Origin of the sequence: Halalkalicoccus jeotgali B3 (assembly GCF_000196895.1) — an archaeon.
Lineage (GTDB): Archaea > Halobacteriota > Halobacteria > Halobacteriales > Halalkalicoccaceae > Halalkalicoccus > Halalkalicoccus jeotgali.
In genome coordinates this window covers 856,609-874,603 of record NC_014297.1, presented here as the reverse complement: position 1 = coordinate 874,603, position 17,995 = coordinate 856,609, and the positions used below count along the sequence as shown (strand labels likewise).

At 64.1% G+C, this 17,995-nt stretch carries 23 protein-coding genes and 1 tRNA gene; 15 read left to right on the top strand and 9 right to left on the bottom strand.

What is annotated here, in order from left to right:
• Entirely contained in the window at positions 1 to 726 is a 726-nt protein-coding gene (locus tag HACJB3_RS04310) for a hypothetical protein (RefSeq protein WP_169312204.1), read from the bottom strand.
• 77 nt (positions 727 to 803) lie between these two features.
• Here HACJB3_RS04310 and radB point away from each other — a divergent pair, with 77 nt between their 5' ends.
• The 6 genes from radB to HACJB3_RS04280 all read left to right on the top strand — a co-directional run bounded on the left by radB (position 804) and on the right by HACJB3_RS04280 (position 4,740).
• Positions 804 to 1,505: a DNA repair and recombination protein RadB gene (gene radB, locus HACJB3_RS04305; RefSeq protein ID WP_049934525.1), complete on the top strand. Its 702-nt coding sequence runs from the start codon at positions 804 to 806 to the stop codon at positions 1,503 to 1,505.
• Positions 1,506 to 1,821: 316 nt separating this feature from the next.
• A complete protein-coding gene (locus HACJB3_RS04300; protein ID WP_008414319.1) occupies positions 1,822 to 2,139 on the top strand; it encodes a 30S ribosomal protein S24e in 318 nt (105 codons plus the stop codon).
• On the top strand, positions 2,139 to 2,273 hold the full coding sequence (locus tag HACJB3_RS04295; protein ID WP_008414318.1) for a 30S ribosomal protein S27ae: 135 nt from the start codon (positions 2,139 to 2,141) through the stop codon (positions 2,271 to 2,273). Before HACJB3_RS04300 ends, HACJB3_RS04295 begins: the two co-directional genes overlap by 1 nt.
• A 15-nt stretch (positions 2,274 to 2,288) precedes the next feature.
• Complete coding sequence (locus HACJB3_RS04290) at positions 2,289 to 3,854, top strand: bifunctional N(6)-L-threonylcarbamoyladenine synthase/serine/threonine protein kinase (protein ID WP_008414317.1); 1,566 nt, start codon at positions 2,289 to 2,291, stop codon at positions 3,852 to 3,854.
• A 39-nt stretch (positions 3,855 to 3,893) separates the two neighbouring features.
• Complete coding sequence (locus tag HACJB3_RS04285) at positions 3,894 to 4,172, top strand: DUF5808 domain-containing protein (RefSeq protein WP_008414316.1); 279 nt, start codon at positions 3,894 to 3,896, stop codon at positions 4,170 to 4,172.
• A 37-nt stretch (positions 4,173 to 4,209) separates the two neighbouring features.
• A complete protein-coding gene (locus tag HACJB3_RS04280) occupies positions 4,210 to 4,740 on the top strand; it encodes an XTP/dITP diphosphatase (RefSeq protein WP_008414315.1) in 531 nt (176 codons plus the stop codon).
• Here the strand turns inward: HACJB3_RS04280 and HACJB3_RS19570 are convergent, their stop codons facing one another.
• From HACJB3_RS19570 to HACJB3_RS04265, 4 genes are all read right to left on the bottom strand, one after another.
• Positions 4,741 to 4,941, bottom strand: a complete 201-nt coding sequence (locus tag HACJB3_RS19570) for a hypothetical protein (protein WP_148258231.1) — start codon at positions 4,939 to 4,941, stop codon at positions 4,741 to 4,743.
• Between the two features lie 48 nt (positions 4,942 to 4,989).
• The gene (locus HACJB3_RS04275) at positions 4,990 to 5,460 is read right to left on the bottom strand and encodes a DUF7384 family protein (RefSeq protein ID WP_008414313.1); all 471 of its coding nucleotides are present in this window, start codon (positions 5,458 to 5,460) and stop codon (positions 4,990 to 4,992) included.
• Positions 5,461 to 5,633: 173 nt separating this feature from the next.
• Positions 5,634 to 6,308 (bottom strand): potassium channel family protein, encoded by a 675-nt coding sequence (locus tag HACJB3_RS04270; protein ID WP_008414311.1) that lies wholly within the window; start codon positions 6,306 to 6,308, stop codon positions 5,634 to 5,636.
• A gap of 51 nt (positions 6,309 to 6,359) precedes the next feature.
• Positions 6,360 to 7,391: a DNA-methyltransferase gene (locus HACJB3_RS04265; RefSeq protein ID WP_008414310.1), complete on the bottom strand. Its 1,032-nt coding sequence runs from the start codon at positions 7,389 to 7,391 to the stop codon at positions 6,360 to 6,362.
• Positions 7,392 to 7,538: 147 nt separating this feature from the next.
• On the opposite strand from HACJB3_RS04265, the gene mbhE reads away from it, so the two are divergent.
• The 8 genes from mbhE to HACJB3_RS04225 are packed head-to-tail and all read left to right on the top strand — an operon-like array spanning position 7,539 to position 13,870.
• Positions 7,539 to 9,893: a hydrogen gas-evolving membrane-bound hydrogenase subunit E gene (gene mbhE, locus HACJB3_RS04260; RefSeq protein WP_008414309.1), complete on the top strand. Its 2,355-nt coding sequence runs from the start codon at positions 7,539 to 7,541 to the stop codon at positions 9,891 to 9,893.
• The gene (locus HACJB3_RS04255) at positions 9,890 to 10,348 is read left to right on the top strand and encodes an MnhB domain-containing protein (RefSeq protein WP_008414308.1); all 459 of its coding nucleotides are present in this window, start codon (positions 9,890 to 9,892) and stop codon (positions 10,346 to 10,348) included. The genes mbhE and HACJB3_RS04255 overlap by 4 nt, the downstream gene beginning before the upstream one ends.
• Entirely contained in the window at positions 10,345 to 10,698 is a 354-nt protein-coding gene (locus HACJB3_RS04250) for a sodium:proton antiporter (RefSeq protein ID WP_008414307.1), read from the top strand. Before HACJB3_RS04255 ends, HACJB3_RS04250 begins: the two co-directional genes overlap by 4 nt.
• Positions 10,695 to 12,278 carry a Na+/H+ antiporter subunit D gene (locus tag HACJB3_RS04245; protein ID WP_008414305.1) on the top strand — a complete coding sequence of 528 codons (1,584 nt, stop codon included), beginning with the start codon at positions 10,695 to 10,697 and terminating at the stop codon, positions 12,276 to 12,278. The genes HACJB3_RS04250 and HACJB3_RS04245 overlap by 4 nt, the downstream gene beginning before the upstream one ends.
• Positions 12,275 to 12,847, top strand: a complete 573-nt coding sequence (locus HACJB3_RS04240) for a Na+/H+ antiporter subunit E (protein ID WP_049934285.1) — start codon at positions 12,275 to 12,277, stop codon at positions 12,845 to 12,847. Before HACJB3_RS04245 ends, HACJB3_RS04240 begins: the two co-directional genes overlap by 4 nt.
• On the top strand, positions 12,837 to 13,133 hold the full coding sequence (locus tag HACJB3_RS04235) for a monovalent cation/H+ antiporter complex subunit F (RefSeq protein ID WP_008414301.1): 297 nt from the start codon (positions 12,837 to 12,839) through the stop codon (positions 13,131 to 13,133). The genes HACJB3_RS04240 and HACJB3_RS04235 overlap by 11 nt, the downstream gene beginning before the upstream one ends.
• 8 nt (positions 13,134 to 13,141) lie before the next feature.
• Positions 13,142 to 13,474, top strand: a complete 333-nt coding sequence (gene mnhG, locus HACJB3_RS04230) for a monovalent cation/H(+) antiporter subunit G (protein WP_049934524.1) — start codon at positions 13,142 to 13,144, stop codon at positions 13,472 to 13,474.
• A gap of 42 nt (positions 13,475 to 13,516) precedes the next feature.
• Positions 13,517 to 13,870 (top strand): 4a-hydroxytetrahydrobiopterin dehydratase, encoded by a 354-nt coding sequence (locus tag HACJB3_RS04225; protein WP_008414298.1) that lies wholly within the window; start codon positions 13,517 to 13,519, stop codon positions 13,868 to 13,870.
• 133 nt (positions 13,871 to 14,003) lie between these two features.
• Here HACJB3_RS04225 and HACJB3_RS18700 read toward each other — a convergent pair whose 3' ends face one another.
• The 3 genes from HACJB3_RS18700 to HACJB3_RS04215 all read right to left on the bottom strand — a co-directional run bounded on the left by HACJB3_RS18700 (position 14,004) and on the right by HACJB3_RS04215 (position 16,212).
• Positions 14,004 to 15,311, bottom strand: coding sequence for a phospholipase D-like domain-containing protein (locus HACJB3_RS18700; protein ID WP_081461301.1), 1,308 nt, complete (start codon positions 15,309 to 15,311; stop codon positions 14,004 to 14,006).
• 123 nt (positions 15,312 to 15,434) lie between these two features.
• Positions 15,435 to 15,506, bottom strand: a tRNA-Thr gene (locus tag HACJB3_RS04220).
• 61 nt (positions 15,507 to 15,567) lie between these two features.
• Positions 15,568 to 16,212: a DUF7114 family protein gene (locus HACJB3_RS04215; protein ID WP_008414294.1), complete on the bottom strand. Its 645-nt coding sequence runs from the start codon at positions 16,210 to 16,212 to the stop codon at positions 15,568 to 15,570.
• A 53-nt stretch (positions 16,213 to 16,265) separates the two neighbouring features.
• Between HACJB3_RS04215 and HACJB3_RS04210 the strand changes: the two genes are divergently transcribed.
• Positions 16,266 to 16,940 (top strand): enoyl-CoA hydratase/isomerase family protein, encoded by a 675-nt coding sequence (locus HACJB3_RS04210; RefSeq protein WP_008414293.1) that lies wholly within the window; start codon positions 16,266 to 16,268, stop codon positions 16,938 to 16,940.
• Positions 16,941 to 16,943: 3 nt separating this feature from the next.
• On the opposite strand, the gene HACJB3_RS04205 is transcribed toward HACJB3_RS04210, so the two are convergent.
• The gene (locus HACJB3_RS04205) at positions 16,944 to 17,732 is read right to left on the bottom strand and encodes an NAD+ synthase (protein WP_008414291.1); all 789 of its coding nucleotides are present in this window, start codon (positions 17,730 to 17,732) and stop codon (positions 16,944 to 16,946) included.
• Positions 17,733 to 17,995 lie beyond the last annotated feature (263 nt).

Genomic DNA, 17,995 nt, shown 5'->3' with positions numbered 1-17,995 from the left:
TCATCCCTCGCGGTGTTCCTCTAAGGCCTCTTCGACGGAGAGTTCGCCGTGGGCGACCCGCTTTGCCAGCGCCTCGTCGATCGCCCTGTTTTCCGGCGAGCGCTCCCGGGAGCGGTGTTTGATCGCCGTGAGTTCGCCCTCGGTGGGTTCGATCTCACGGCTCTCGATCGGTTCGCCCTCCAGACGGGCGATATTGACCGCCGCGAGCACGTCACCCATGCCGCGGGCGCCAGTGCCAAGCGACGGGGTCGTCCCCGTCTCGTCGACGAGTTCCACTCGAACGCCGTCGAGGGCGTTGACGATCGTCGCACCCTGGAGGCGCGCCCCATCACCGATACGAACGAGGGGATCGACCGCTCCCTCGACTTCGTCGCTGACGATCCGCGGAGCGTCCGCGAGCGGGACGTGAAACGCCGCGACGACCGTCTCACCCGAGAGGACGGCGACGCCCGGCCGGTCGCCGGGGTCGACGCCGATTATCGTCCGTCCGTCGCCCGTTCTGAGCGCCGAGAGTGCGGTTTCGACCGCTGTTCGGGGATCGTCCGGGTCGGCGCGAACCGTCTCGACGCCGTCGGGCGGGGCGTCGTCGGGGCCAGTGATGAGCACCCGGGTGCGCTCGGGGGGTGTCCGGTCGGGTTCGATCGTGGTGAACTCGACCCCGCGCTCGCGGAGTTCGCCCACGACACCGTGATAGACCTCGAAATCCGCGGTGGCGACGACGATCACGCCCGAGGTTCGATCCACGGCGGGTAAACCCTTTCGTGGACCGGGGCGTTTTTGCCCCCATCGACCTGATTTCCGGTGTGAACGACGCCATTTCCGTCGGTTGCCCACCGATCGACGACCTGCTGGGCGGCGGCGTCGAGCGCGGGACCGTCACACAGGTCTACGGCCCGCCCGCCGCCGGCAAGACGAACGTCGCGTTGTGTGCGGCCGTCGAGTGCGCCGCGGCCGGCGAGCGCGTCGCCTACATCGACACCGAGGGGCTCTCGCCCGATCGGTTCGAACGACTCCTCCGAGCCCACGGCGAGGCAGACGTCGAGACCCTCTCCTCGCGGATCGTCGTCAGCGAGGCCCACACCTTCGAGGAACAGGAGCAAGCGGTGCGGGACGCCGAGGACCTCGCCGAGGAGGTCTCCCTGATCGTTCTGGACAGCGCGACGGGGTTCTACAGGTTACAACGCACCGAAGACGAACGCGAGGGCGATGCGCTTCGCTCGGTCGCTCGACAGGTCACCCACCTGCTCGCGCTCGCGCGAAAGCACGATCTCGCCGTGTTGCTCACCAACCAGGTCTTCTCGGATCCCGACTCGGAGACGGTGCGTGCCCTGGGGGGCAACACGCTCGAACACTGGACCGGCACGGTGATGCGGATCGATCGGTTTCGGGGGGGTAAGCGCCGGGCGACCCTCGAGAAACACCGCTCGAAACCCGCCGGCGAGAGCGTCCAGTTTCGGATCACCGACGAGGGATTGGAGAGTATCGACGAACTGGCTGGCGCGTAGCGCTACGGAGTCAGTGTAGGCGGCTGCGGGCCGCGAGCAGCGAAGCTGCGAGCGGTAGCACAGAGCGACTGTAAGGAGCTATGCGCGCTTTTGGTGGCTTGCAGGACGCTTCGCGTTCTGCGGCACACGCGGGAGCTTCGCTCCCGCAAGACAGCTTTTGCCGAGGAGCGGTCCTCCGGACCGCGAACGTGGTTCGAGATGGCGAAGCCATCTCGTCATCACGAAAGATGCTGAGCATCTTTCGAACGACAGCGCAAAAGCTGCGTCCCGAAATCCTTTTACGCGTCTCAAGGGGATATACGAGCAACTGAGTACCATGGACATCTCGATCGTTTCCGAGGAGGAAAACCCGATGTTGCACCGAACGGACGTCACCTTCGAAATCACCCACGAGGAGGCGACCCCCGAGCGCCTCTCCGTGCGCGACAGCCTTGCGGCGAAGCTCAACAAGGACGCAAAGGAGGTCGTCATCCGCGAGATGAACACGAAGTTCGGGATGCGAACGACCGTCGGCTACGCGAAGGTCTACGAGAGCCCCGACTTCGCGCGCGACGTCGAGCAGGACCACATGCTTGAGCGCAACAAGATCAGCGCCGGCGAGGGCGAGGGCGCAGACGAGGGCGAGGAGGCATAATGGCCCGCCACGAGATCTACGGCGAGGACGGGTCGGCCGATCGCGAGCAGTGTCCCCGCTGTGGCGATACGTACCTCGGCGACTACGGCGACCGCATGCACTGTGGGCGCTGTAGCTACACCGAGTGGCAGTAGGACTACCACGAGAAAATGCGCGTTTTGGGGATCGAAGGCACCGCGTGGGCCGCGAGCGCCGCGTCCTTCGATTCCGAGACCGACGACGTTTTCATCGAATCGGACCCCTACCAACCCGATAGCGGCGGTATTCATCCCCGCGAGGCGGCCGAACACATGAGCGAGGCGATCCCACGGGTGATCGAGCGGGCGCTTTCTGCGGCCGACGGCGTTGATGCGGTCGCGTTCTCGCAAGGTCCCGGACTCGGGCCCTGCTTGCGGATCGTCGCCAGCGCCGCCCGCGCGCTCGCCCAGCGCCTCGACGTGCCCCTCGTCGGGGTCAATCACATGGTCGCCCATCTCGAGATCGGGCGCCACCGCTCGGGGTTCGCGAACCCCGTCTGTTTGAACGCAAGCGGCGCGAACGCCCACGTACTGGGGTATCACAACGACCGGTATCAGGTGCTCGGCGAGACGATGGATACGGGCGTGGGCAACGCACTCGATAAGTTCGCACGCCACCTCGACTGGGGCCATCCGGGCGGGCCGAAGATCGAGGCGGCGGCCCGCGAGGGCGAGTACGTCGACCTGCCGTACGTCGTCAAGGGGATGGACTTCTCGTTTTCGGGGATCATGAGCGCTGCGAAGGCCGCCGTCGCTTCCGGCGAGCGTATCGAGGACGTCTGTTTCTCCTTACAGGAGCACGTCTTCGCGATGCTCACCGAGGTGAGCGAGCGCGCCCTTTCACTCACTGGTAGCGACGAGCTCGTTTTGGGGGGCGGGGTCGGACAGAACGCCCGGCTGCGCGAGATGCTCGAAGCGATGTGCGAGGCCCGCGGCGCGTCGTTTTACGCACCAGAGCCCCGTTTCTTGCGGGATAACGCGGGCATGATTGCCGTCCTCGGTGCGACGATGGCCGCGGCGGGTGACACCCTCGCGATCGAGGACTCTCGTGTGGATTCGAACTTCCGGCCCGATCAGGTCGACGTCACCTGGCGCGGGGCCGAATCCGTCTCCCGGGCGACGGGCGACGAGTCGGAGGTAGTCGGAGCCGAAGCCGCCGTGGCGCTCGGCTCGCAGGTCGAGAAACGCCGGCTCGCGAAGGCCTATCGCCACCCCACACTCGACAGGCGCCTGCGTCGCGAGCGCACCGCAAGCGAGGCGCGCCTGACGAGCCTCGCCCGGCGGGCGGGAGTGCCGACACCCGTCGTTCGGGACGTCGACCCTCGGGAGGGAACGCTGGTTCTCGAACACGTCGGGGAGACGGATCTGAGCGCCGAGCTCGTCCCCGAGCGCGTTCGGGAGTTCGGCGCGCACCTCGCGACGTTACACGAACGGGGGCTCGTTCACGGCGATCCGACGCCCCGCAACGCCCGCCGTTCGGGCGATCGCCTCTACTGTATCGACTTCGGGCTGGGCTATCACACCGACGAGATCGAGGATTACGCGATGGACCTCCACGTCTTCGAGCGCTCGCTCGCGGGGACGGCCGGCGATTTCGAGGCCTGCCGGGAGGCGTTCGAGGCGGGTTACCGCGAGACCGGCGATTCGGGGGTTCTCGACCAGCTCCGCGAGATCGAGGGGCGGGGCCGGTACCGGTAGTCCTGAGGGTTTATAATGCGGGCGAGCGTCTGTGGAGGTATGGCAGAGAAACCAGACTCCGGAACGCTGTTCGGTATGCCGTATAACTTCGAACGACCGAGCGTCGGGCGCCTGCTGTCGGCGTACTGGCAGCCGGGGAAGGGAATGCTCGTCGAGAAGCCCTTCGGCGTCGGCTATACACTGAACCTCGCGAGCTGGCGGTCGTGGATCGTGCTGCTCGTCGCCGCGGGCCTGCTCTACAACGAGCGAAGCGGCACCGCCGAGGGTGAGGAGACCGACGAGGACGAAGAACCCGTCGAAGTCATCGTCGACGACTGATCGACGCCGCTTTCAGTTCTCGCTACCCGCCTTCGGTATGCTCAGGTTCGTGACGAGCAACGCCGGCAAAGCCCGCGAAGCCAGCCAGTACCTCCCCGAGGCCGTCGAACGGGTCGACTACGACTACCCCGAGATCCAATCGGACAGTTTGGAAGCGATCGCCACCGCGGGTGCGCGCGACGCCTACCGCGAGATCGGGGAGCCGGTGTTCGTCGACGATTCGGGGCTGTTCATCGACGCACTCGGCGGCTTTCCGGGGCCGTACTCCTCGTACGTCGACGAGAAGCTCGGAATCGAGCGCGTCCAGGCACTGGCCGCCCGCGAGGAGAACGACCGGGCGCGCTTTCGGACCGTCGTCGCGTACGCCGACGACGACGGCGTCGAGACATTCGAGGGGACAGTGCGGGGCCGAATCGTCGCGCCTCGGGGATCGGGCGGCTTTGGCTACGATCCGATTTTCGAACACCGCGGGCAGACGTTCGCCGAGATGAGCCCCGAGGAGAAAAACGCCGTTTCTCACCGCGGGCGCGCGCTCGCGGCGTTCGGCGACTGGCTGGCCGAACGCTGATCAGCCCGAGCGAGCGAGTGCGACCGTCGAGAGCAGGACGCCGACGGCGGCGATCGGCGGCCCGGCGTCGGCGGTCGTCGTTCCGGTCCCGAGTGCCGGTCCGACGACCCCGGCCAGACCGACCGCGACGAGGACGACCATCAGCCCGCTGATCGCCACGCCGCCGAATATCGCTGCTCCGGTTCGTTCTTTACCTACCACACTTAACATAATATTGAATATAGAAATAAGAATATATATTTGTTGTGGCTAGTCTCGGGGGTCCAGATCGGGCCCTGGATAGGGTTCGTCCGCCACCACCGGATAGAGCCGTTCGGGGTCGAAGACCGTCAGAAAGGCATCGGGGGAGCGAACGGTCGTCGAGAGGCGGGCCTTGAGTCGAGCACCCGTCCGCACGCTCCGGAGTTCCTCGTCGAAGGAGAGGATCTGGGCGGCGTCGCCGTGGTAGGCCGCCGCGAGTGCGGGGTGGTCGCCCGGGGGCTGCTCGACGGTCCGTGCGAGGTCCTCGATTCGGTCGCGCCACGCGAGTGCGAGGTCGGCGTCCCACAGGTCGCGGATCACCGTCTGGGCGTCCTCGAGCAGTCGCTCCGTGACGACGAGCGTGAGCCACGAGTGGCGCCTGATGCAGTCCATCGCCTCGCGGGCGGCCCCGTCGCCCGCGAGATCGGCAACGAGGACGTCGGCGTCGACGACCACGCGGGTGAGATCAGGCTCGTTCATCGCGGAGGTCGGCAAGTCGTCGCCGGATCGTCTCGCGCTCGACGGTCGGGTCGGCGCGCTCGAACAACTCCCACCAGCTGATATGCGTCGTGCGATCGTCTGACATAACCTTAAGTCTCAACGGGTCGATTGCCTCTATAGGGCGCGAGATCACTCCCCCACCCACCCACACGTCACGCGCCCACGGGCTCCTCGGTTCCGAGGAGCGCCGTCCTGACACCCTCCACACTCTCTTGCTCGACGATGACGGCGACGCTATCGCCCTCATCGATCGACGTTCGTGGCAGCGGGATCGTCATCGCTCCATGGTTCGTTCCGTGTGCGTAGATTCGCGCCCCGTCCGGGAGATCGATCTCGCTGACGCGTTTTCCGATCGCAGGCGACTCCTCGGGCACGGAGATGGTGATAAGCTGGAGGCGTTCGGTCAGGTCGGCCACGAGGTTGAAATCGCCCCCGAGCAGCGCGGTTTTCGCGCCCGCCGCGCCCAGTCGCTCGGGGTAGACGATCTCGTCGACGTCGTCCGCGTACTTCTGGTAGATCTCCTCGCGGTAGTCGTGGTCGATCCGCATGACCGTCCGACAGTCGTGGTGCTTGCCGACCATGCAGGCCGCGAAGTTGGTATTGAGGTCGCCCGTCAGTCCCGCCAGCGCGTCCGCACTCTCGACACCGACCTCCTCGAGGATCGTCTCGTTGCTGCCGTCGCCCTCGACGACGTCGAATCCGGCCTTCCGGGCGCGCTCGACCTTGTCGTGGTCGTTGTCGACGATGAAGACCTCGTGACCCTCTTCGTCGAGGATTCGCGCCGTCCGCATTCCGACCCGTCCGTAGCCGACGATAACGAACTTCATGACTCTTCTATGACGACCCGCTAGAAAAACGTTGGCCCCCGTTTTCGTCCCTCACTCGGCGTCGGCGGGTCGATGAGTGATCTCGTAGCCCGCGTCGGTTTCCTCGATCGTCTCGACGGCGTACAGTCGGAGGGTTCGTTCCTGTTTCGTCCGGACTGGGAACTCGTAGTGGACGGCGTCGTAGCCGAGTTCCTCCGCACCCACCCGCTCGACGAAGGCCCTGTGGTCCGCGAGGCGGTTCTCGATCACCTCCCGGGAGAACGCGGGGAGGTCCGCGAGTCGCCCGTCGAACGCCTCGACCAGCCCGGGATCGAGTTCGTGGCCCACCGACTCGCGCCCGGCGACCATCGCCGCCAGCGTCGTCGTTCCGGTCCCCCAAAACGGGTCACAGACCGTATCCTCGTGGATCGAGAACATGTTGATCAGCCGGTAGGGTAGTTCGAAGGGGAACGCCCCCGAGCGCTCGCGTGCCTCGCCGTCGAGACGCTGGTCGACCCCCTTGATATCGCTCCAGAGATCCGAGAACCACCGGTTTCGCTCCTCCCAGAAGTACGCACTCTCGTAGCGGGACTCCAAGTGGGGTTCGAAACGGCGGGGGCCACCCTTCCGAAAGATCAGCACGTGTTCGTGTTCGAGGGTCGGATAGGCGTTGGTCGGGACCATCCCCGAGCCCATGAACTTCGCCGTGCTGTTCGTGGGTTTCCGCCAGAGGATTCCCGGAAGCGAGACGAACCCCCGGTCGCGAAACGCCTCGGTAATCCGGACGTGGTTCGGGTACGTCTGAAAGGTGTTTTCGACGGTGCGGGTCGCGTCCCCGACGTTGATGCAGGCGATCGCACCCTCCCGGAGTACGCGCTCGAGTTCGTCCCAAACCGCATCGAGGATCGCGTGCATCGACTCGAAGGCCCGCTCGCCCTCCCCGGCGGCGAGCATCTCCTCGATCCCGGGATCGAGGCCGGCGAACACGTCGTCCCACATCTCGATCATCGGATACGGCGGCGAGGTGACGACCAGATCGACCGATTCGTCGGGTAACGCGAGGTCGCGCGCGTCGCCGACGTGGAGGGCGTGTTCGGTCCGCATACACGATCCGTTCGTCCCCAGCGGGTTATATGCTCCTATCGTGTATCTTGATTAAACGGGGTCGACATCGACCGGCGCGGTGTGAGCCGGGGGTGGGTTCGGACGAATGGACAATAGCTAAGGCCGACCGACGGCCAGCATACTTGTATGGCTTTCTCCCCGGGACCCGAGGTCGCGTTCCTCGTGATCTGTCTGCCCTTTTTCAGCGCGGCACTGATTCCCGCCCTCTACCGGCCGCTCGGGGAGCGAACGGGCTACGTCGGGGTGGGTGTCGCGCTCGTCTGCTTCGGACTTCTGTCGACGCTTGTCGGCACCGAGGCGACCGTCTCGATCCCGTGGATCCCGGCGCTTGGCGTCGCGTTCGAACTCCACGTCGACGGCTGGGCGCTACTTTTCGCCCTGCTCGCAAGTGGGATCGGCGCGCTGGTGTTTACCTACTCGGTAGGGTATATGCACGGAGAGAGTGGACTGGTCCGGTACTACGGGGCGCTGCTCGCCTTTATGGGTTCGATCCTCGGGGTCGCGCTGGCGGGGGATCTGATCGCGCTCTTTCTGTTCTGGGAGCTGACGAGCGTCTGTTCGTTCCTGCTGATCGGCCACCACTCCGAGGAGGCGTCCTCACAGTACGCCGCCCGGATGGCGATGGTCGTCACGGTCGGGGGCGGGCTGTTCGTCCTCGTGGGGTTTCTCGCGCTGTTCGTCGTCTCCGGGAGCGCGCTCGGAACCGAGACCCTCTCGCTGACCGCGATGCTCGAAGAGCCCGAAGCGATGCGGGCGGCGCTGCGGGAGGCGGGCCTGTTCGTTCCCGTGTTGGCCCTGATCGCAGTTGGGGCGGCCTCGAAATCCGCGCAGGTCCCGCTTCACTTCTGGCTGCCCAACGCGATGGAGGCGCCTACGCCCGTCTCCGCGTTCCTCCACTCGGCGACGATGGTGAAAGTCGGCGTCTACCTCGTCGGGCGGCTCAGGCCACTCTTGGAGAGTTCCGAGTGGATGTTGTTGTTCGCGACCCTCGGGCTTGCGACCATGGCCATCACCGCCATGCTTGCGGTCGCCGCGACCGACATCAAGGAGCTGCTCGCCTATTCGACGGCGAGCCATCTCGGGTTGATGATCGCCGGCTTCGGCTTTACGGTTCCCTACGGTGGCGAGGCCGGGGTCTTTCACCTGCTGAACCACGCGCTGTTCAAGGCCCCGCTCTTTCTCGTCGCCGGGATCGTCTCCCACGAGGTCGGCACCCGACGGATCGACGAGTTGGGCGGGCTTCGCCATGATCTGCCGTTCACGGCGCTCATTACCGTCATCGCAGCACTCGGTATGGCCGGATTCCCACCCTTTAACGGCTTTTACTCGAAGGAATTGCTGTTCGAGGCCGCCTACGAAGTCGGCCACGCGGCGGGCGGGCTGGCGTGGCTCTATCCCCTCGTTGCGGTGTTCGCGAGCGTCTTTACGGTGTTGTACTCGTTGCGATTCCTCGCGCTCTTTTTCGGGGCCCGTCCCGAGGGGCTGGGGACCGTCCACCGGCCCTCCCAGACACTTCTGGTTCCGCCGGCCGTGCTCGCGGCGGTCGCGGCCCTCGTCGGAATCGCCCCCCAGTTCGCCGTCGACAACTTCGTCGGCTGGGCCGTCGAGCCGACCGCACTGGAGGCCCACGAGATGCACGCCGGCCTGCCCACCTCGCTCTCCCCGCCGGTGGTGATGTCGATTGCAGCGATCGGGCTCGGGGCAGTCACCTACCCGTTTTACACCCGTGTTCACGACGCCGTCCGATCGCTCGCCTCGATCCGAGCCCTGCGTCCGAACTGGTGGTACGATACAGTGTTCGCCGGGCTCGACTCGGGGAGCGCGCGAGTGATCCCGACGATTCAAAACGGCCTGTTGCGCACGTACGTGACGTGGTTTCTCGGCGCGGCCTGCGTCCTCACGCTTGCGGGATACGCCGTGGCCGGGGTCTCGCTGCCGGCCTACGACGGTATCGGCGTCCCGCTCTCGATCCTGTTGATACTGACCGTCGGGGTCGCGGTGGCCGTCGCGGTCACGGTCGCGCCCTCGCACATCGCGGGCGTGCTCACGGTCTCGGTCCTCGGGGTCATGATCGCGGTCTTCTACGTGCTCGCGAGCGCGCCCGACCTCGGGTTGACGCAACTCGTCGTCGAGACGCTCGCGCTGCTCGTCTTTCTGCTGATCATCGAGCAGGTCCCCGAGTACTACGGCGACCTCGACCGACGGGTCGCGATCCGCGACGTGGGTCTTTCGGCGGTCGTCGGCGCGACCGTCTTCCTGACGGTCCTGCTGACGACGCGTACACCACCGGGCGGGGGCAATTCGATCGCGCGGTACTTCACCGAGCAGGCGGTCCCCGGCGGGGGCGGCAGCAACGTGGTGAACGTGATCCTCGTCGACTTTCGCGGGTTCGACACGCTCGGAGAGATCACGGTGATCGCGATCGCCGCCATCGCCGTGCTTGCACTTATGACCATGCGCGAGGGAGGTGAGGCTACGTGACGACGGTCATCATGCGGACGACCGCGCGGGTCGTGGTCCCGATCATCCTCGTCGTCTCGATCTCGCTGTTTATCCAAGGGCACAACCTGCCCGGCGGCGGGTTCATCGGTGGCGTGCTCACCACGACGGCGTTCGCGCTGATCTACATCGCCTACGGCCTCGATTTCCCCCGCGTGCTCGGCCACGAGATCGAACCGACCGAGAGCGTCTTCGAGGACCCCATCGTCGTCGGCTACCGACGGACGTTCCTGCTGGGGCTCGTGATCGCGCTCGGGGGCGGGCTCGTCCCCCTGCTGTTCGATCTGTCCTTCCTCTCGCAGACGTACGTGATCCTCCATCACGTCCCTCTCTATCACGAACTCGAACTCGCGAGCGCGCTTGTCTTCGATCTGGGCGTGTTCCTCGTGGTCGTCGGGGGGCTTCTCACGATCCTCTCGGTGGTGGGGGCCGAATGACCGCCTTCGCCCTCGCAACGGTTCTCGGTTTGCTCTTTGCGGCGGGCACCTACCTCCTCCTTCGCCGTGACCTCCTGCGGGTCGTCTGGGGGGTGACGATCCTCAGTCAGGCCGCCAACGTCTACCTCGTGACGATGGGCGGCATCGTCGAGCCGTCGGCCGAGGGCGTCCCCGTCCTCGCGAGTCACGGCGGACACGTTCCCCAGACGACCGACCCACTCGTTCAGGCACTCGTCCTAACGGCGATCGTCATCAGTTTCGCCATGACAGCCTTCGCACTCGTGTTGACCTATCGCGTCTACCAGGAGCACCACACGCTCGATCTCACGACTCTCGGGGGCGAGCCATGACCGACCAGTTCGTCGTCGCGCCGATGCTCGTGGCGCTCGTCACCATCGTCGCCACCCTCGGAACCCGTCGGCGTCTCGGGGCACAGATCGCCCTGAGCGTCGCAGGCGCGCTCGCCTATGCCGGAACGGTCCTCGTGATCGTCCGACGGGTCGTCTTCTCGGCGACGGCGAGCCCCGCGACCTACCAGCTCGGGGGCTGGCCCGCACCGTTCGGGATCACGCTGGTCGCGGACGCCCTCTCGGCGTTCATGCTGAGCATGGTCGCGATCGTGGGCCCCGCGGCGCTGGTCTTCTCGGTGAGCTACATGAATCCCGACGAACAGCGCGTGTTCTACCACCCGCTGTTTCACTGCCTGTTGCTGGGCGTCAGCGGCGCGTTTCTCACCGGCGACCTGTTCAACCTCTTCGTCTGGTTCGAGGTGATGTTGCTGTCGAGTTACGTCTTCGTCGCCTTCTACGGCAAGAAGAAACACACCCGTGCGGCGTTCTGGTACGTCGTGCTCAACCTGATCGGTAGCGTCGTCATGCTGGTCGCCATCGGCGGCCTGTACGCGGTCACGGGGACGCTCAACATGGCTGACATGGCCCGCCGGCTCGCGGCCCCCGCGACCTTCGGGATCGAAGTCGGGGCCGTCGTGGGTCTCTCGGCGCTGTTGTTCGTTGTCTTCGCGCTCAAGGCCGGGTTGGTCCCCTTCCAGTTCTGGGTGCCCGCCGCCTACCGCGCCGCGCCCCTGCCGGTCACGGCGCTGCTTGCGGGCGTCACCAAGAAGGTCGGCCTGTACGCCGTCGTCCGGCTGTACTTCACCGTCTTTGGGGGCACCGAACTCACGGTCTCGATCCCCGGCACGGACGGGAACACGGTGCTTGCCTTCTACGGGATCGTTCTGCTCTGTCTGGCGACCGCAAGCGTCCTCGTGGGAGGACTGGGTGCGCTCGACGCCGCCTCGCTCGAAGGGGTGTTCGCGTACTCCTCGATCAGCCAGATCGGCTTCATCGTCATCCCACTGGCGATCGGGGCCGCCTCCTCGGTCCCGGCGATCCAGCACCTCGGGGTGCTCGCGGCGCTCGTCTACGCGCTCAATCACGCGCTGGCCAAGAGCACCCTCTTTATGGCCGCCGGCACCGTCAGGAGCGCGATCGGGACGAGTCGTCTCGACGATCTGGGCGGGATCGCCGCGCGCTCGCCCGCGCTGGCGGGCGTCGTGTTCGTCGCGGCGCTCTCGCTCGTCGGGATCCCACCGCTGACGGGCTTTTTCGGCAAGCTACTGGTGTTCGACGTGGCGTTGCGCGCGGAGGCGGCCTTCGGGCTGGCGCTGTTGCTCGGCGGGACCGGCCTGACCATCGCCTACACGACGCGGATGTGGAACCGGGCGTTCTGGGGAACGGAGACACCGGCCGTCTCGGCGTCCAGCCCCGCCCGGCTCCAAATCGCAGTGGTCGTGGCGCTTTCGGCCTGCATCCTCGTGGTCGGCCTCGGGTTCGATCCGGTCTATCGCTTCGCCGACGCCGCAGCGAGCGCGGCGACCGACCGGGGTGCCTACATCGAGGCCGTCGGCCTGAGCGGGGGTGAGGGCGCGTGAGGGTACGAACTTGGCCCGTCGTCGGTGTGGGACTGGCCGTACTGTGGCTGTTCGTCCGCGACGCCGAACTCGCCCTCGCACCCCTCTTCGGGCAGTTCCTCGGAGGCCTAGCGGTCGGCCTACCGATCGCGTTCCTGTTCCGGCGGTTCTACGACGACCGTATCGACCTCCGGCGACTCCTGCACGCGGTGCCCTACGCCCTGTTGTACCTGCTTACGTTCTCCCGGGAGGTGATCGTCGCCAACGTCGACGTCGCCTACCGGGTGCTCGCGCCGGGATCGACTATCGAACCCGAAGTGATCCTGATCCCGCTGCGGGTCGAAAGCGACTTCGGGGTGACGACCATCGCAAACAGCATCACCATCACTCCGGGGACGATCACCCAAGACTACGACGCGGAACGAAACGCGCTGTACGTCCACGTGATCGACGGACGCGATCCCGAAGCCGTGGTCGCACCCATTCGCACCTGGGAGGACTACGCGCTGTTGATCTTCGACGAAGAGCTCGAACCCGGGTCACCGGCCCCGGAGATCGTCGTCGACGGGGGTGAGACGGATGGCCGCTGAGGGCGCCGAGCCCGAGTTCGTGGTGCTCGCGGTCCGGGCCGGGCTGGTGGTCGTCAGCGCGCTGTGTATCCTCTGTGCCTACCGGGTGATTGCCGGGCCGACGGTCCCCGACCAGGTCGTCGCCATCGACGCCGTCGTCACGAACGTGGTCGCCATCGCCGTGCTGTTCGCACTCCAGACCGGCCGGAGCCTCTTCATCACGGGCGCGCTGGTGCTCGCGATCATCGGCTTCATCACCACCGTCAGCGTCGCGAAGTTCGTCACCGAGGGGGACATCATCGAATAATGGTCAGCATGCTCCAATCGGTTCTGATCACCGTACTGATCGCCGTCGGGTGTTTCTTCCTGACGGTTGGGACCATCGGCTTACTCCGGTTTCCGAACGTCTACAACCGGATGCACGCCACCAGCAAGCCCACGACGCTGGGCACCGCCGCGATCTTCCTTGCGGGGTTCGTCCGCTTTGGCCCCGGTGGGGCCGGGCTGGCCTCGCTGATCGGCATCCTCTTTCTGTTCCTGACGGTGCCCACGGGCGCACACATGATCGCGCTGGCAGCCCAGCGCATGGGCGTGCCGTTCATGGAGGGCGTGACCTGGCCCGATCCCGCCGACGAGGACGGGGATTGACCGGGGCGAAGCTACAAACACCGGGGCGATCTACCATCGAGTATGGCACAGCGACTCGCGGATCAGGAATGTGAGGCCTGTACCTCCGAGGACGAACCGCTCTCCGAGGAGGGGTACGCGGAGTATCTGACGGAACTCGACGACGAGGTCTGGGAGGTAGTAGAGGGCCACCATTTGGAGGGAGCCTACGCGTTCGAGGACTTCCGAGATGCCTTGGAGTTCACCTACGAGGTCGGCGAACTCGCAGAAGAGGAGTGGCACCATCCGGACCTGCATCTCCAGTGGGGGGAGGTACGAGTCGAGATGTGGACCCACAAGATCGACGGCCTCCACAAGGGCGACTTCGTGATGGCCGCGCGGATGGACCGCATCCACGACGACTACGCACCGGAATGATGGAGCGGCAGTTCGTCTGCCAGTTGTGTGGCGAGCGCTTCGAGAAGCGGGACGAGTTAGTGGAGCACGGGTTGGAGGAGCATCAGAGAAGAAGGAAAATAGATTAGATTATGATTTGTATAAATTCTACTATTCACAAGGGATCTGAAGATGCCCAGAGGTTATCAAAATAGTTTGTTGCCGATGCAATGGCATCTTCATCACCTGTTGTAAGACCCGCGTTAAATTCATCTACCAATTGATCTCGTGTGAAGTCAGCAGAAGATACAAGAAGTAATTCGTTGTCAGATATGACTATTCTTGAATGAATGAGATAATTTGTTCGTACTTCTCGGTTACTTGCTCTGTTGAGTTGCTCTATAGCACTTTTTGCTAATCTAGCTCTGTTTCCACTTATATCTCCTTTTGGTTTGGCCAATACTTTGATTTCTATCGACTCGTTATTCTCTGACAGATCGATAAGATCCTCATGAAGCATATCAATATAAGGTGAACAGATTTTTAATTCATTCTCTGTCTCTTGGATTAGCCGCTCAACTTCAGTGCGGAGCGTTGTAGTATGAGTACCGGACTCGGTCGGTGGGGATGTTTCTACAAAATCTGAGCCTACAATACTTTGTCGTTGCTCAGACAATCTATTCTCCCATTCATATTTGGCCTGTGGGATTTTCGGGCCTTTGTAGCTTAATATGAGACCTAATACTGTAGCTGAATAAGTACCAGATTTCTCCAGCCAGTTCACCGCATTCGCTATCTCTCTTTCATATCCTGGCTGCTTCGACAATGCTTGTATTGCAAATGAGGTTACTTTGGCATTGTAATTCCGATTTTGTGAAAGTTTGCCACGGTTAGTAAAATACCCTTCCTCATGTTGATGTCTGACTAATTCTTCAGATAAATCTTCAATTTCCTCCTCATAATTATAGTAATTGTAATCACATATTGCTGATATTCCAATTGGTAAATTATACGCAGGATACATATCAGGCGGGTTTCCTATGAAGTATTCTACGGCTTTCTTAGTCATTAGCGCGTTAGGGCATGCCTCTACAAACAGACGCATTGGACCGGAGTGGTCTTCACCCTCTGACCAATTGATTTCCCCCCGAATAGTTTGATGATCACGAAACCAATCGATAATCTCCTTGATATTATTCACCTCGCTCCATCCTTCGATATTATATCGATTTAACAAACGGAATACATACCAAGCCCGGTGAGGTTCATCAGTAAGTTCATCCCAGTTCCAAAAAGAATCTGAATCATATTCTTTCAGGTATGGTCTCACTGCATCGGACTGAACTTTACTGAGAATATAAAGATCCAAACCATCTTTGAATGTTAATATCTCTTCTCTGGAATAATCGACATATATCTCTTCTAATTCTTCTAATTTCTCCTGAACAGTGCCCGAGCATGATTTTAGTAATTGCTGATTCATTATAGAATGTCAATTGTGGCTAAAATATAATTCTGTTGTGTGTACTTCAGTTGATAACACTATATCATATCGTTACCCGCAATATTTAGTGAGATCAAATGCGAAGACAAATATTAGGTGCGAAGCCTAGGCCGGGATTTGAACCCGGGGTCTCGTCCTTACCAAGGACGCGCTTTACCGCTAAGCTACCCAGGCACGCATCGCTTCCTTTCCGTGGAACGTTTTTAAGGGTTTCCATCCGCGTTCCCTCGCACGGTTAGGGGTCGGTCGCGGAGGGCGGGGCGTGGCCGTCGGGGCCCGAAAGGAGCGCCGTCCCGCGAAACAGCGCCGCGGCGTCGGGCAGGGGGGCTTCAGCCCGGCTGGCCAGCCGGTCGAGGGCACCCTGGACGGGCGGCGAGACGGACCGTTCGACCGCGCTCGCGCCGGCGACGCCCGCCAGTTCGAGGACGTCCCCTTCGAGGTTGGCGTCCAGCGCCGCCCGGTCGGCCTCGGACTCGCGGCGGTGGGTCTGATCCCGGCCAAAGGCACGGATGGTCTCGACGGCCCGGTCGGCGGCGTCGGTCATCGCGAGCAGGTAAAAGCCACGGGAAACGAGGATGTCGGCGGCCAGCACGTCGAGATTTGCGGCGGTCTGGTCCTCCGAATCGGCCCACGGCTCCTCGTGGGCGAGCGTGCGGGTGAGGCGAAGCCCCTCGTAGATGAGTTGGACGCCCGCGGCGCGTTCGGCGAGCGCCTCGGGGTCGACTGCGGGGTCGGCCCGCTGGGCGACCAACAGGACGAGCGCGCCGGGGGCCATCGAGGCCGTCGCGAGGAGCGAGTCGATCCGGTCGGCCAGCCTCGGTGGTTCGATGTCGGCGAGGGCCTCACGCGCGCCCCGGCGTGCCGACTCGGCCTGTTCCATTTGATTGCGATAGGGATGGAAGAGGCAAAGACCTTTGGAAACCACCCGTTCGCATGATCACGACCCATGCCCGCGGCGATGTTCGGTACGTCACCCTCGACCGCCCCGAACGCCGCAACGCGCTCACCCCCGAGGGCCTCGACGAACTCGCCCACGCGGTCGAAACGGCCGACGAGCCCGTCGTCTACCTCTCGGGGGCGGGCTCGGCGTTCTGTGCGGGGGCGGACCTCGATGTCGTCGCCGACTTAGAGGACGGCCGCGAGTTCGCCGAGCGCGGCCAGCGTACCGCCCGCGCCATCGAGCGGGCCGACAGCGTCGTCGTCGCGGGGATCGATGGTCCCGCACGCGGCGGCGGTCTCGAAATGGCGTTGGCCTGCGATCTGCGGATCGCGACTCCCGAAGCCAGCTTCGGCGAGCCCGGCGTGAGCTTCGGCCTCTTCGGCGCATGGGGCGGCACCGTCCGTCTTCCACGCCTTGTCGGCGGGGCCGACGCGCGCGACCTCTCGCTCACCGGGCGGGTGATCGACGCCGAGGAAGCCCTCCGGATGGGTTTGATCTCGCGTATCACCGACGATCCCGAGACGATCGCACGCGAAACAGCGGGCAACGACCACCACGCGCTGGCGCTGACGAAAAACCGGCTGCACGATGACTCCTCGATCGAGACGCAGGAAGCCGCCGAGGCGAGCGCGTTCGCCGAGCTGATCGACCGGTACGAGCGTCCGTAGCGCCTACTGTTCGGGTGCGGGCGGCATCGCGCGCTTGTGGGCGCTCCGTTCGTATAGTGCCCGAACGTCCCTTACGACGTCCTCGCCGCAGCCGACGGCCTCACTGGTCGCCGAGACCGAAAGCGGCCCATCGATATGCAGCGCGAGCACCGCATCGAGCGTATCGTAGTCGATTCCCAGCTCGCCCTCGTCGGTCTGGTCCTCCCAGAGCTCGGCGGTTGGGGTCTTTTCCGCGAGATCCTCGGCCACGCCGACGTGATGGGCGAGCTGGCGGACCTGCTGTTTGTAAAGGTTGCCGATAGGGAGACAGTCGACCGCGCCGTCGCCGTATTTGGTGTAGTAGCCCACGGCGGCCTCGGCACGGTTGCCCGTCCCGAGGACGATCCGGTTCTCGTGGTTCGCGAGCAGGTAGTTGAGCACGGCACGGACCCGCGCGCGGCTGTTGCCGACCGCGACCTGATCGCCCTCGACTTCCGGTACCGCCGAGACGAAGCTCTCGACGATCGGGTTGATCTCGATGACGTCGTACTCGATTTCGAGGTCTCGTGCCACGCGCTCGGCGTCGCTCATGTTCGCCTCGCTGCTCACCTCTCCGGGCAGAACGAGCCCGCGGAGGTTCTCCTTGCCGAGCGCCTCGACCGCGAGATACGCGGTCAGCGTGCTGTCGATCCCACCCGAAAGCCCCAGAACCGCGCCGTCAGCGCCCGCGTTTGCGACCGTGTCGGCGATGAAGCCGGTGATGCGGTCGTGGGCGGTATCGAGTTCCGCTTCGGAAAGTCGCAGGTCGATCATGGAGACGTATAACGACCCCAGCGTCTAATAGCCACCTACGCGAGCGAGAAACTGGATATCCGTCCAGCGAAACGAAGCGCTACGTTCAAGTGACGCGACGGGGTACGCTTGGGTAAGCGCCGGTGCCCCCATGAATAGGGAGGTGGCCTTGCCACCCCCGACCGCTCGCGCGGCTTTGCCGCGCGAGGACGAATCGAACGGGGGCTCGGGACACGAGCGTGCTCGTGTCCCGGTGGTGAGCAAATCCGACGGATTTGCGATCC

Bases quoted from the DNA above. Each gene is read 5' to 3' on its own strand.
- HACJB3_RS04225 (WP_008414298.1), top strand. From the start codon at position 13,517: ATGGCACAGCGACTCGCGGATCAGGAATGTGAGGCCTGTACCTCCGAG.
- HACJB3_RS04215 (WP_008414294.1), bottom strand. From the start codon at position 16,212: ATGGAACAGGCCGAGTCGGCACGCCGGGGCGCGCGTGAGGCCCTCGCC.
- HACJB3_RS04295 (WP_008414318.1), top strand. From the start codon at position 2,139: ATGGCCCGCCACGAGATCTACGGCGAGGACGGGTCGGCCGATCGCGAG.
- HACJB3_RS04265 (WP_008414310.1), bottom strand. From the start codon at position 7,391: ATGCGGACCGAACACGCCCTCCACGTCGGCGACGCGCGCGACCTCGCG.
- HACJB3_RS04300 (WP_008414319.1), top strand. From the start codon at position 1,822: ATGGACATCTCGATCGTTTCCGAGGAGGAAAACCCGATGTTGCACCGA.
- HACJB3_RS04270 (WP_008414311.1), bottom strand. From the start codon at position 6,308: ATGAAGTTCGTTATCGTCGGCTACGGACGGGTCGGAATGCGGACGGCG.
- HACJB3_RS04210 (WP_008414293.1), top strand. From the start codon at position 16,266: ATGATCACGACCCATGCCCGCGGCGATGTTCGGTACGTCACCCTCGAC.
- HACJB3_RS04245 (WP_008414305.1), top strand. From the start codon at position 10,695: ATGACCGACCAGTTCGTCGTCGCGCCGATGCTCGTGGCGCTCGTCACC.
- HACJB3_RS04290 (WP_008414317.1), top strand. From the start codon at position 2,289: ATGCGCGTTTTGGGGATCGAAGGCACCGCGTGGGCCGCGAGCGCCGCG.
- mnhG (WP_049934524.1), top strand. From the start codon at position 13,142: ATGCTCCAATCGGTTCTGATCACCGTACTGATCGCCGTCGGGTGTTTC.
- HACJB3_RS04275 (WP_008414313.1), bottom strand. From the start codon at position 5,460: ATGAACGAGCCTGATCTCACCCGCGTGGTCGTCGACGCCGACGTCCTC.
- HACJB3_RS18700 (WP_081461301.1), bottom strand. From the start codon at position 15,311: ATGAATCAGCAATTACTAAAATCATGCTCGGGCACTGTTCAGGAGAAA.
- HACJB3_RS04280 (WP_008414315.1), top strand. From the start codon at position 4,210: ATGCTCAGGTTCGTGACGAGCAACGCCGGCAAAGCCCGCGAAGCCAGC.
- HACJB3_RS04235 (WP_008414301.1), top strand. From the start codon at position 12,837: ATGGCCGCTGAGGGCGCCGAGCCCGAGTTCGTGGTGCTCGCGGTCCGG.
- HACJB3_RS04250 (WP_008414307.1), top strand. From the start codon at position 10,345: ATGACCGCCTTCGCCCTCGCAACGGTTCTCGGTTTGCTCTTTGCGGCG.
- HACJB3_RS04285 (WP_008414316.1), top strand. From the start codon at position 3,894: ATGGCAGAGAAACCAGACTCCGGAACGCTGTTCGGTATGCCGTATAAC.
- mbhE (WP_008414309.1), top strand. From the start codon at position 7,539: ATGGCTTTCTCCCCGGGACCCGAGGTCGCGTTCCTCGTGATCTGTCTG.
- HACJB3_RS04205 (WP_008414291.1), bottom strand. From the start codon at position 17,732: ATGATCGACCTGCGACTTTCCGAAGCGGAACTCGATACCGCCCACGAC.